This is a genomic window from Immundisolibacter sp., assembly GCF_050250495.1.
Lineage (GTDB): Bacteria > Pseudomonadota > Gammaproteobacteria > Immundisolibacterales > Immundisolibacteraceae > Immundisolibacter.
Map to the genome: position 1 here is coordinate 7,507 of NZ_JBFWOM010000022.1, position 11,896 is coordinate 19,402.

The following is an 11,896-nucleotide window of genomic DNA, read 5'->3' on the forward strand; positions in this document are numbered from 1 at the left end:
CGAAATGCCTGGTTGATCTGCACGGCAAGACGCTGTTGCAGTGGCAGCTCGATGCGCTGCTGGCGGCCGGCGTGGGGCCGGTCACGGTGGTCACCGGCTACGCCAGCGATGCGGTCGAGGCGGTGATCGCGCGCCACTACGCGGGCCAGCCGATCGGCGTGCAGTACAACCCGTTCTTCCAGGTGGCGGACAACCTCGGCAGTTGCTGGATCGCCCGCGCGGCGTTTGCGCACGAGGTGCTGCTGCTGAACGGCGACACCGTGTTCGAGCCCGCCGTGGTGCAGCGCCTGCTGGCGGCACCGGCGGCGCCGATCCGCCTGGTGACCGACTGCAAAGCGAGCTACGACGACGACGACATGAAGGTCATCACCGACGGCGAGCGCCTGCTGCGCATCGGCAAGCACCTGCCCGTGGACGCGGTGGACGCCGAGTCGATCGGCATGCTGCGCTTCTCGGCCGACGGCGCGCGCCGCTTTCAGGCCGCCGTGGAGCACGCGCTGCGCGAGCCCGACGGCCTGCGCTGGTGGTACCTGTCGGTGATCGACCGCCTGGCTGACGAGGGCCTGGTCGAGACCTGCTCCATCGAGGGCCTGCGCTGGGGCGAGGTGGATTTCCCGCGCGACCTCGACACGGCCCGCGCGGTGGTGGCCGGCCTTTGACAGGCCGTTGAATAGGGCTTTCCTGCCCTATTCAACTCGGCTCGTCGCGGCGCCGGTCCGCGACGGACTGTTAATTGCGCCTCAAGCGTCCCGCATCAGGACCGACTGAACCCGCTCGAAATCCGCCACCGAGTCCACGTCCACCGCCGCCCGCGGATCGTCCAGCAGCACCGCGCCGAGCTGTGCGCCGACCTTGTCCGACAGGCGCCCGAGGCCGCCGGCCAGCGTGAGCCGCCCGCACAGGTAAGCCGCCAACGTTCCAAGGCCCAGCGCCGCCGCCAGTCGATGCGGCCGCTTGCGCTGTTGTTCGAGTTGGCGCCAGAACGTCGGCGCCCGCCGCCCGGCGGGGGTGAGGAAGGCGAACAGGTTGCAGCCGCAGTAGGCATCGTCCCGGAACCGCAGCGCGGTGCGTTTCGAACCCGGAAACGCCGCCTGCACAGCGGCGTGCCGGGCAAGACCCACCACGGCATCCTGCCCGCTGGCGAGCGCCTGTTCGCAGAACGCATCCACCCACGGCGCCCTGAGCAGGGCGTGATCGGCCGTGGTGAGCAGCACCGGCCGGTCGGCCGGCACTTGCGCCAGCGCCGCCGCCGCGCTGAGGCTCGGCGAGGCCTGCGGCGGCTGCCAGGCGAGCGCTCCGCGCGCGATCCGCTCGACCAGTTCCGGGCACTGCTCAACCTGCACCGCCTGCGGCCCGACCAGCGTTACCCCATCGATTGCCGCGCTGCCCGCAAGCGCATCCAGTACCCGCAGCAGCATCGGCCGGCCGGCCACTGGCACCAGCGCCTTGCACGGCGCGCCGGTGTGTTTGGCGACCGGATCCTCGGGGCCGCGGTCGCCGGCCAGCACGACGGCATGGAAGGTCTGCGTCAAAGCGGCTTGCCGTAGATGCGGTAGCGCTTGTAGCAGCGGCTGCCGAGCGACTCGATGATGCTGCACATGCCGCGGTTGTCTTCCAGAATCCAGGACATCTCGGCCTGCGCGGCGCCGCAGCGCAGCGCCGTCTGACGCGCCGCGTCGATCACCAGCATGGCGAGCGCGCTGCCCAGGCGCGTACGTTGCAGGCGCTGGCGCACGCCCATCAGCGCCACGCGCACGCCCTTCGGGTGGCGGACCTTGAGCCGCCACAGCAGCTTCGCCCAGCCGAACGGCAGCAGCCGGCCGCGCAGGTCAGCAATCGCCTCGTTGAGGTTGGGCAGCACGGCGATCATCGCCACCGGCTCGCCGTCGATCTCGGCAATCTGCACGAAACCGGGGTCGACCAGCCAGCGCACCAGGTAGCCGAGTTGCTTGAACTCGGCCTCGGTGAAGGGCACAAAGCCCCAGTTGCCGGCCCATGCGTCGTTGAAGATGTCACGCAGGATCCCGATGTCGCGGTCCAGGTGCCGAAAATCGATCGGCCGCAGCGTGACCTTGTCGCGCTCGCGCTCGATGACGCGCAGCGCCGCCGCCGAGAACGTGAAGTCGGTGTCGACGATGTACGCCAGCAGGTCCTTCGCCTTGGCGTAGCCGAGCGCTTCGAGGCGCGGCGCGTAGTAGGGCAGCGCGTGGCCCATCATGACCATCGGCGGCGCGTCGAAACCGTCCACCAGCAGCCCGCATTCCTCGTTGATGGACAGGTTGAACGGCCCGCGCACCTCGGTCATGCCCTGCGCGCGCAGCCAGTCCTCGGCGGTGCCAAGCAGCGCGGCGAACACCTCGGCATCGTCGTCCGCTTCCAGCAAGCCGAAATAGCCGACGCGTGCGCCGTGCGTGGGCGCGTACAAGGCGTCCACCTGCGCGCTGATGCGGCCGACCACCGCATCGCCACGGCGCGCCAGCCACGTCTGCAGGATGAGGTGCTCGAACACGGGATTGCGTGCCGACAGCAACTCGTGCCGCTCGATCAGCAGCGGCGCCACCCAGTTCGGATCGTGCCGGTACAACCGCGCAGGCAGCGCCCAGAAGGCGCGCCAGGCGGCCTTGCCGGACAGCGGCTCGATGCTTAATTCGGGGGCGGGAGTCATGGCGGAAAACGTCTCGGCATGGGGACAGGCCGCCACGCGCACACAGCAACGCGCGACCCGGGCTAAATTTTCCGCCAAGGGTATATGCGATATATTCCGCGGCTATTTTATGACGACGATAAGGCTGCGATTCGTCACATGAAACGCCGTCCTGCGTGGTCACCCGCGTGGTCGCCCGCTCGGTCGGCACTATCCAGGGAGCCGGCTTGCTAAGAGCGTCGCTTGCGATCGGTATTGCCAACGCCCAAGTGCGTTGGCGCGCGCGGTGCCGGCGGGCGTGAACGCCACGGCGCAAAAATTTGGCGACCCCGCGACGCGCATCGCCCGCTGCGGTGCCTGGACCGTGCTGCTGCGCCCCAGGCAACCGACGCTCGGCGCGCTGGTGCTGGTGTGCGACGAGCCGGCGACGGCGTTCGGGCAGGTCAGTGCGGCCGGCTACGCCGATCTCGCCGAGGCGACGCGCCGCGTCGAGGCCATGCTGGGCACTGCCTTTTTCTACGACAAGATCAATTACCTGATGCTGATGATGGTCGACCCCGACGTGCACTTCCACGTGCTGCCGCGCTACGCGGCGCCGCGCGCGTTCGCCGGACGGGCGTTCGCCGACAGCGCGTGGCCGAATGCGCCCGATCTGGCGGTCGACCTCGCCTTGGACGCCGCCACGCAGACCGCGTTGGCGGAGCACTTGCGCGGCTGCTGGCAATGAGCGCTGCCGCCCTGCCAACCTTGTGACAGGTTCGCCCAATTCCATGCTGACCCCGACCCCCACCCGCAACACCCTGCCGCTGCGGTTTGCCGACTTCGACACCCTGACCGACGCGCTCGACTACGCCGCGCTGGGCAGTACCGGCTGCAATTTCCACGACGCGCGCGGCGAGCTGACGCTGGCGCTCGCTTTCGCCGATCTGCGGCGCGATGCGCTCGATCTGGCGCGACGCTTCGGCGCGCTTGGCCTGCCGCGACAGGCGCGGGTGGCGCTGGTGGCGGAAACCGATCCCGACTTCCTGCGCCTGTTCTTCGCCTGTCAATACGCCGGAATGGTGCCGGTGCCGCTGCCGGCCGCGGTGCACCTTGGCGGGCGCGAGGCCTACGTGCGGCAATTGCGCGCCATGCTAGCGAGCTGCAAGGCCTCGGTGGCAGTCGCGCCGAGTGATTTCGCCGACATGCTGCAGGAAGCATCGGACGAGGCGAATCTCGTTTTCTGCGGCACGCCGCAGGCGTTCCAGGCCCTGCCGGCTGCCACGGAGGTGCCGCGCCCCGCGCAGACCGATGATCTGGCCTACCTGCAATACACATCCGGCAGCACGCGCTTTCCGCGCGGGGTCATGATCAGCCACCGCACCGTGATGCAGAACCTGCAGGGCATCGTGCGGCATGGGCTGGCCATCGGCGACGACGACCGCTTCATGTCCTGGCTGCCCTTCTATCACGACATGGGGCTGGTCGGACTCGTGTTCTCGCCGCTGGCGGCGCAGCGCTCGGTCGATTACCTCGGCACGCGCGATTTCGCCATGCGCCCGCGCCAGTGGCTCACGCTGATGTCGCGCAACCGCGCCACGATCGCCTTCAGCCCGCCGTTCGGCTACGCGCTGGTGGCGCGCCGCCTGCGCCCGGCGGACGTTGCCCAGTACGACCTGTCGGCCTGGCGCATCGCCGGTGTTGGCGCCGAGACCATCCGCGCCGAAACGCTGGAACAGTTCGCCGACGTGCTGCGCGGCAGCGGCTTCCGGGACGATGCCTTCCTGCCCTGCTACGGCATGGCCGAGTGCTCGCTTGCGGTGAGCTTCGCGACCCTGGCGCTGCCGGTGGATACGGATGCCGTCGATGCGGATGTGCTGGCGGGCCAGCGGGTCGCCCGGCCGGCCACCGCGGACAGCCGCGCCGTCAGCCGCTTCGTCAACTGCGGCGCGGTGCTGCCGGGGCATCGGGCAGAGATACGTGACGACGCCGGCCGCCGCCTGCCGGAACGCCGCTGCGGGACCATCTTCGTGCACGGACCGAGCGTGATGTCGGGTTACTTCGGCGATGCGCAGGAAACCGCCCGCGTGCTGTCCTCGGACGGCTGGCTGAACACCGGTGACGTTGGCTATCTCGCCGACGGGCGCTTGTTCATCACCGGCCGCGAGAAGGACTTGTTCATCATCAACGGCCGCAACATCTGGCCGCAGGATCTCGAATTCCTGGCCGAGCAGCAGCCGGAACTGCGGCCGGAGGATACGTCCGCGTTTGCCGTGCCGGGTGCCGACGGCAGCGACATGGCGGTCCTGGTCATGCAGTGCCGGGAGCAGGATGCGCTGCGGCGCATGGACCTGGTCACGCGCCTGCAGGGCTTGATACAGGCGGAGCTCGGCATCGCGTGTTTCATCGAGCTGGTGCCCCCGCACACGCTGCCGCGCACGTCCTCGGGCAAGCTGTCGCGGTCCGGTGCGCGGCGCGATTTCCTCGCCCGCAACGACCTAGCCACGCTCGCGCCCAACCGCACCGCGCTTGGCGTTGACTGACGCGCCACGGGGCTGCGTCGCGCTCACCGGCGCAAGCGGCTTCGTTGGCGCGGCCATCGCCCGCCGGCTTTCCGCCGCGGGTTGGGGCCTGCGGCTGCTGGTGCGGGCGGGCTCCGAGGCGCGCGTGCCGGCGCTGGCTCACGCCGAAATCGTCACCGGCGGGCTGGCGGACCGCCACGCCGTGGAACACCTGCTGGCCGGCGCCACGACGCTGGTGCACTGCGCAGGCGCCGTGCGCGGGGCGACCGGCGCCGATTTCGAACGCGTCAATGTGACCGGCACGCAGACCCTGCTTGATGCGGCCCCGCCAGCGCTGCGCGTGGTGCACATCTCGTCGCTCGCCGCCCGGCATCCGCCGCTCTCCCACTACGCGGCGAGCAAGCGCTCCGGCGAGCTGCGCGTCATCGAGGCGCTGCCGGCGCACCGGCGCGTGGTCCTGCGCCCACCGGCGGTTTACGGGCCAGGCGACCGTGAGCTGCGGCCGTTGCTGGACGCCATGCTGCGGGGCCTGGCGGTGATACCCGGACCACCCGGCGCGCGCTTCTCGCTGCTGCACGTCGACGATCTGGCACGGCTCGTTGCTGGCGTGCTGGCCGACGACGCCGGCTGGGGCGTCATCCACGAACCCGACGACGGCCACCCGGGCGGCTACGCGTGGGCGGATCTGCTGACCGCAGTCGCAGCCCTGCGCGGGCGCCCGGTGCGCTGCCTACACGTGCCCGGCGGCGTGCTGTCCGTGCTCGGTGCCGGCAACGCGCTGCTCGCGCGGCTCGTCGGCCGTGCGCCCATGCTCACCCCCGGCAAGGCGCGAGAGTTGCGCTGGCCGGACTGGGTCAGCGCCGGTAACGCCAGTCTCGCCGGCACCGGCTGGCAGCCGTCGCTCGGCCTTGCGGCCGGTCTACGCAGTACCCTCGCGCCGGCGGCGGTCGCCGGGCGGACGGACTGAGCCGCGCGCCCGGCTGCGCCACCGCAAGTCGGCCCGCTATACTGCCGCCGCCACTGTCGGCAACGCCGTGGCCGGCACCGGCGAGCAGGAGGAATACATGGCAGCGAGCGCGCAGCGCATCCTGGAAACCCTGCAGGGGCGCCTGGGCACCCTGACGGGCGGCAAGCAGGTGAGCGGTGACACGGACCTGGTCGCGGATCTGGGCCTCGACTCCCTGCAGGTGATGGAACTGTTGATGGAAATGGAAGACGCGTTCGACATCTCGATTCCGGTCAACGTGATGGCCGACGTGCGCACGGTCGGCGAGCTTGCCGACGCCGTGCAGGTGCTGCTCGCCTGATCGCATGGCCTGAACCTGTGGGACTGTTCGACAAACTGGCAGGCGCCGCCGCCGTGCGGCGCGATGTGGTGAGCTCCGGCGGCCTGGTGCCGTTCGGCGTCACCGTGGAGCGCATCCTGTCGCCCACCGAGGGCATCGTCGCCGGTCGCCGCGTGATCCTCGGCGGCACCAACAATTACCTCGGCCTCACCTTTGACCCGGACTGCATCGAGGCCGGCATCGCCGCGCTGCGCAGCGAGGGCACCGGCACCACCGGCTCGCGCATGGCAAACGGCAGTTACGCCGATCACCTGGCGCTGGAGCAGGCGCTCGCCGACTTCTACGGCTGGCCGGAAGCGATCGTGTTCTCGACCGGCTACCTCGCCAACCTCGGCATGATCTGCGCCCTGGCCGGGCCGGGGGACGTGCTGGTCATCGACGGCGACTGCCACGCCAGCATCTACGACGGCTGCAAGCTGTCGGGCGCCGAGATCATCCGTTTTCGCCACAACAACGCGGCCGATCTTGATCGCCGTCTACAGCGCCTCGGCGAGCGCGCCCAGGATGCGCTGGTGATCGTCGAGGGCATCTACAGCATGTTGGGCGACCAGGCACCGCTGGCCGACATCGTGGCCACCAAGCGGCGTCACGGCGCCATGCTGATGGTGGACGAGGCGCATTCGCTGGGCGTGCTCGGCGAGCACGGCCGCGGCCTGTGCGAGTCGGCGGGCGTGATGGACGGCGTCGATTTCGTGGTCGGCACGTTCAGCAAGAGCCTCGGCGGCGTCGGCGGCTTCTGTGCGAGCCCGCACCGCGAGCTGGACCTGGTGCGTTACACGAGCCGGCCGTACATCTTCACCGCCTCGCCCTCGCCGGCCACCATTGCGGCCACACGCGCGGCGCTGGCGGCGCTGCGCGATCGGCCGCAGCTGCGCACGCGCCTGTGGCACAACGTCGCCCGCTTGCACGGGGGCCTCACCGCGCTCGGCCTGCCGCCGGCCGCGGAACCGTGCCCCATCTTTGCGATTCCGCGCGACAGCCGCGAGCAGGCGCTCGCCGACTGGCAGCAGCTGCTCGACGCCGGCGTGTACGTGAACCTCATGGTGCCGCCGGCCACGCCGGGCGGCATCAGCCTGCTGCGTTGCAGCATCAGCGCTGCCCACAGCGATGCGCAGGTGGACCAGATTCTGGCCGCCTTCGCCGCCCTTCCCAGCAGCAGCGGGCGAGCCGCGGGCCAGGCCGCCCTGGCATGAACCCCGCCGCCGCGCAGCCGGCGATGCCCGCCCCGCTGCTGCAACCGGTTCGCTTCGACGTCTTGCCCGGCGTGATGCCCGTCGATCGGCCGCCGGTGCGCATCTTCCTGGGCACCGAACCGGCCCAGCACCGCGCCGAGCGGGTGTTCTTCCACTCGCTCATCCGGGCCCGCGACCCGGCCCGCGTGTACGAGGTGTACCGCATGACGCGCCTGCCGGGCTTCGCGCAGGGCCGCTGGCGCACCGGCTTCACCAACTTCCGCTTTGCCATTCCGGATCTCGCCGGCCGGCACGGGCGCGCCATCTACAACGACGTCGACGAGATTTACCTCGCCGACCCGGCGCCGCTGTTCGACCTGCCGATGGGCGAGGCGGGGTATCTGGCCATCACGCCCGCCGACACGGCGGTGATGCTGATCGACTGCGCGCGCATGGCGGAAGTCTGGACGCTGGAGCGCGCGCAGCGCCTGGGCAAGAAAACGCTGCTGGACCTCGCCGCCGCCAAACCCGGCCTGTGGGCGGCGCTGCCGACGCAGTGGCACGCGCGCGACACGGAATACCGGCCCGGCTTCACCACCTGCCTGCACTACACGGCGCTCAACCAACAGCCCTGGCACCCGGCGCCGGAGCAGTACTCCTACCACCCGCACCCGCTCGGCGAGCTGTGGCGGGACCTCGAACGCGAGGCGGACGCACAGGGCTACGAGATTTTCTCGGCCGCGGCGCCGAGCCCGGCATTTGCGGAAGGCGCCGCGCGCCTCGCTGCGGTGCCGCCTTTCGCGGCGCCGATTGAGCTGGCCGAACTGGCCGGGCCGGGCGGCCGCACCGCCGTGATCGGGCCGCTCGATACCGGCGCGCTCGCCGGATTCGACGTCAGCGCGTCGTCGATCGACGCCTTGCCAGAGCTGCAGGCGGACCTCGTCGCCGCCGCGCGTCTGGAACTGTGCCCGTCCGACGATCTGCCGTGGCTAGTCGATGCCCTGTTCGCCGCCGCCGGGCGCGCGGTGTATCTCGCCGTGTCGCCGGCCGCGGCGCAGGAGCCCGCCAACACCGAGCCGTGGTGGCGAGCGCGCCTGCGCACCGCGGCGCGCCGTTACCCCGGCCGCGTGTGGCGGCTCGATGTGCTGGATGAGACCGGCCGGCGCACGCACGGTTGGCAGGCGGAAGCCGCAAGCAAACACGCCCCCGCCGTCTGGTGCCTGCATGGCAAGCACGCCGGCGACAACGCGCAGATCGACGCCTTCGCCGCCGCGCTGGGCGCGCCGACGCCGGTGCACAAGCTGCGCTTTTCGGCCCTGTCGCGCCTGCCGGGCTGGCTCCGGGGCGCGAGCCGCCTGGGACTTGTCGGCAGCGAACCCGCGCTCGCACCGCCGTGGCCGGATCTGGTCATCGCCGCCGGCCGGCGCAGTGCCAGCGTGGCACGCTGGATCGTGCGCCAGTCAGGCGGGCGCACGCGCAGCGTGCTGCTCGGCCGGCCACGGGCGCCGCTCGCAGCGTTCGATCTGGTCGTCACCACTCCGCAGTACGGCCTGCCGGTGCGCGGCAACGTGCGGCATCTGCCCGCACCGGCATCCACACCGGCGCCGGCCGACGCCGCCGATATCGAACACTGGCGCCAGCGCTGGGCGGCGTTGCCGCGGCCGTGGATCGGCGTGCTGGCGGGCGGCGATCGGGCGCCGTACCGGCTGGATGCCGATGCGGCCGCGCGCCTGGGCGATGCGGCGGCGGCACTTGCCACCCAGCGCGGCGGCAGCGTGCTCGTCACCACCGGTCCGCGCACGTCGCTGGCCGCCACCGATGCGCTTTTTGCACGCCTCGGCGAGGCGGCGTTGCGCCACCGCTACGCGAAGGGCCAGACCGAAAATCCCTACCGCGCACTGCTGGCGCTGACCGACGAATTCATCGTTACCGGCGACAGCGCGTCCATGCTGGCCGAAGCCGCCGGCACCGGCAAACCGGTTGCCGTGTTTGACCTGCCGCCGCGGTACGGCGTCGCCCAGCGCCTGCTGCACTGGATCGAACAGCGCCTGGGCCTCGTGGAGCGCGCCGCCGGCAGCCGCGGCACGGCGCGTCAGCAGAACCGGCTCGGCCGGCTCTACGACCAGGTGCTGGCGACCGGCATCATCAGCCGCGCGCGTGATGTTTCCGCCGTGCAGCGCAGCCTCGGCCTGCCGAGCCTGCCGACAGAACCCGCCCCGGCGCTGCTGGCGCCGGACCTGCTGGCGCGGGCGCTGGCGGATGCGGCGGCGCAGGCGCGCACGCTGCTGCACGCCGAACAACCGATACCCTGAGGCCTATGTCCGACCTGCGTTACCTCGACACGGAGCGACTCGACGCGCTCGATGCGGCGTACTTCCAGCACCGCCGCCCGTATCCGTGGATCAACCCCGAGGGCCTGCTCACGGACACGGGCTACGCGGCGCTGCTCGACACTCTGCCGGACACGCCGTTGTTCGAAGAAGCCTTCGGCGTGGCGCGCAAGCACGGCCAGCAAAGCCACGACCGCTACGCGCTGGAATACCGGCCCGGCCTGCCGCTGGATGCGGCCTGGCACGAATTTGTCGCCGAGCTGAACGGGCCGGTCTACACGGCGTTCTTGCAGCGCATGCTCGGCGTGCGCCGGGTGAGCCTGTCCTGCCACTGGCACTACACGCCAGATGGCTGCTCGGTGTCGCCGCACTGCGACGCCAGGCGCAAGCTCGGCTCGCACATCTTCTACTTCAATACCGACAAGGACTGGGATCCGTCCTGGGGCGGCGAGACGCTGATCCTCGATTCCGACCATCCGCCGAAGCCCGAATCGGCGCCCCGACTCGAAGACTTCGAGCGCATCACGCCATCGGTCGCCATCGGCAACCGCAGCCTGCTGTTCGCCCGCACCGACCATTCCTGGCACGCCGTGCGGGCCATCCACTGCCCGCCACAGGCGCTGCGCCGGGTGTTCATCCTGGTCATCGAGCCCGGCGGCGGCCCGTCCTGGTGGCGGCGGTTGCGCGGGCAGGGTGGCTATTGAGCGCTCCCGAGCAGGTGGCGGCGCCGCGCGTCGCGCTGCTGATTTCGGGCCTCGGCCTCGGCGGCGTGCAGCGCACCATGCTGACGCTGGCCGGCGGGCTCGCCGACCGGGGCCTAGCCGTCGATCTGCTGGTGCCGGACGAGCACGGGCCGTTTCGCGACCAGATACCGGCCAACGTGCGCCTGGTGAACCTCACGCGCTGGTGGCTGCGCTTGCCGGTGATCCGCGCCCGCAAGCGGCGCAAGGCCTTGCTGATGGCGCCCGCGATTGCCGACTACCTGCGCCGCGAGCGCCCGGCGGCGCTGCTGTCCGCCTCGCACTACGTCAACCTTGCCGCGCTGTGGGGCCGCGCGCTCGCCGGCACCGGCACGCGCCTGGTCATCAGCCAGCGCACGCAGCTGTCGGTCGCCATCACCAACAGCAAGCTGCCCATCCTGCGCCGCCGCCCGCTGCTGGCGTGGATGACACGCCGCTACTACCCGCGCGCCGACGCCATCGTGGCGGTGTCGGACGGCGTGGCGGATGACCTCGCCGCCGTCGCGCACCTGCCGCGCGAGCGCGTCGTCACCGTCTACAACCCGACCGATCTTGCCGCCATTGCGCAGCGCGCGGCGGAACCGGCGCCGCACCCGTGGCTGGCGGACGGCGGCGCACCGGTGATCGTGGCGGTCGGGCGTCTTGCCGCGCAAAAGGACTTCAGCACCCTGCTGCGGGCGTTTGCCCGGCTGCGCACGCAGCGCGCGGCGCGGCTGCTGATCCTCGGCGAAGGGCGACTGCGGGCACCGCTCGAAGCGCTCGCCGCCGAGCTTGGCGTCGCCGACGCCGTGGCCCTGCCGGGGTACGCCGAGAACCCGTTCGCGGCGCTGGCGCGGGCGGATCTGTACGTCATGTCCTCGCGCTACGAGGGCCTGCCCGGCGCGCTCATCCAGGCGCTCGCCTGCGGCTGCCGCATCGTCAGCACCGACTGCCCGTCCGGGCCGGCGGAAATCCTCGACCACGGCCGCTACGGTCTGCTCACGCCGGTGGGCGACGTCGAGGCGCTGGCCGGCGCGATGCAGACCGCGCTGGCCACCCCGCCCGACCCGCCGCGTCAGCGCGAGCGGGCAGCGTTCTTTTCGGTGCCGCGGGCGGTGGACGCCTACCTCGACCTGCTGCTCGGCGCCGCGGCCGGCAACTTCCGGCAGCCGGCCGGCTGAGCC

General features: G+C 71.4%; 11 protein-coding genes. 9 read left to right on the top strand and 2 right to left on the bottom strand.

Annotated elements, in window-relative coordinates; translation table 11 throughout:
- A partial coding sequence (locus tag AB7F93_RS12195) for an NTP transferase domain-containing protein (RefSeq protein ID WP_428303183.1) occupies positions 1-659 on the top strand: 659 nt, incomplete at its 5' end.
- An 81-nt stretch (positions 660-740) separates the two neighbouring features.
- Here the strand turns inward: AB7F93_RS12195 and AB7F93_RS12200 are convergent.
- Both AB7F93_RS12200 and AB7F93_RS12205 read right to left on the bottom strand, forming a co-directional pair.
- Positions 741-1,532, bottom strand: a complete 792-nt coding sequence (locus AB7F93_RS12200; RefSeq protein ID WP_428303184.1) for an NTP transferase domain-containing protein — start codon at positions 1,530-1,532, stop codon at positions 741-743.
- Positions 1,529-2,665, bottom strand: a complete 1,137-nt coding sequence (locus tag AB7F93_RS12205; protein WP_428303185.1) for a GNAT family N-acetyltransferase — start codon at positions 2,663-2,665, stop codon at positions 1,529-1,531. The genes AB7F93_RS12200 and AB7F93_RS12205 overlap by 4 nt, the downstream gene beginning before the upstream one ends.
- A gap of 277 nt (positions 2,666-2,942) precedes the next feature.
- On the opposite strand from AB7F93_RS12205, the gene AB7F93_RS12210 reads away from it, so the two are divergent.
- The 8 genes from AB7F93_RS12210 (at position 2,943) to AB7F93_RS12245 (ending at position 11,893) form a co-directional block, all read left to right on the top strand.
- Complete coding sequence (locus tag AB7F93_RS12210; protein ID WP_428303186.1) at positions 2,943-3,371, top strand: HIT family protein; 429 nt, start codon at positions 2,943-2,945, stop codon at positions 3,369-3,371.
- Between the two features lie 43 nt (positions 3,372-3,414).
- A complete protein-coding gene (locus AB7F93_RS12215; RefSeq protein ID WP_428303187.1) occupies positions 3,415-5,166 on the top strand; it encodes a fatty acyl-AMP ligase in 1,752 nt (583 codons plus the stop codon).
- A complete protein-coding gene (locus AB7F93_RS12220; protein ID WP_428303188.1) occupies positions 5,153-6,112 on the top strand; it encodes an NAD-dependent epimerase/dehydratase family protein in 960 nt (319 codons plus the stop codon). Before AB7F93_RS12215 ends, AB7F93_RS12220 begins: the two co-directional genes overlap by 14 nt.
- Before the next feature lie 67 nt (positions 6,113-6,179).
- Complete coding sequence (locus tag AB7F93_RS12225; RefSeq protein ID WP_428303189.1) at positions 6,180-6,452, top strand: acyl carrier protein; 273 nt, start codon at positions 6,180-6,182, stop codon at positions 6,450-6,452.
- Between the two features lie 17 nt (positions 6,453-6,469).
- Entirely contained in the window at positions 6,470-7,684 is a 1,215-nt protein-coding gene (gene spt, locus AB7F93_RS12230; protein ID WP_428303190.1) for a serine palmitoyltransferase, read from the top strand.
- Positions 7,681-9,975, top strand: a complete 2,295-nt coding sequence (locus AB7F93_RS12235) for an ELM1/GtrOC1 family putative glycosyltransferase (protein ID WP_428303191.1) — start codon at positions 7,681-7,683, stop codon at positions 9,973-9,975. Before spt ends, AB7F93_RS12235 begins: the two co-directional genes overlap by 4 nt.
- 5 nt (positions 9,976-9,980) lie before the next feature.
- Positions 9,981-10,697 (top strand): 2OG-Fe(II) oxygenase, encoded by a 717-nt coding sequence (locus AB7F93_RS12240; protein ID WP_428303192.1) that lies wholly within the window; start codon positions 9,981-9,983, stop codon positions 10,695-10,697.
- Positions 10,694-11,893 carry a glycosyltransferase gene (locus tag AB7F93_RS12245; RefSeq protein WP_428303193.1) on the top strand — a complete coding sequence of 400 codons (1,200 nt, stop codon included), beginning with the start codon at positions 10,694-10,696 and terminating at the stop codon, positions 11,891-11,893. Before AB7F93_RS12240 ends, AB7F93_RS12245 begins: the two co-directional genes overlap by 4 nt.
- Positions 11,894-11,896: the final 3 nt, after the last annotated feature.

Coding starts and splice junctions, on each gene's coding strand:
- AB7F93_RS12240 (WP_428303192.1), top strand. CDS start 9,981: ATGTCCGACCTGCGTTACCTCGACACGGAGCGACTCGACGCGCTCGAT.
- AB7F93_RS12215 (WP_428303187.1), top strand. CDS start 3,415: ATGCTGACCCCGACCCCCACCCGCAACACCCTGCCGCTGCGGTTTGCC.
- AB7F93_RS12235 (WP_428303191.1), top strand. CDS start 7,681: ATGAACCCCGCCGCCGCGCAGCCGGCGATGCCCGCCCCGCTGCTGCAA.
- AB7F93_RS12205 (WP_428303185.1), bottom strand. CDS start 2,665: ATGACTCCCGCCCCCGAATTAAGCATCGAGCCGCTGTCCGGCAAGGCC.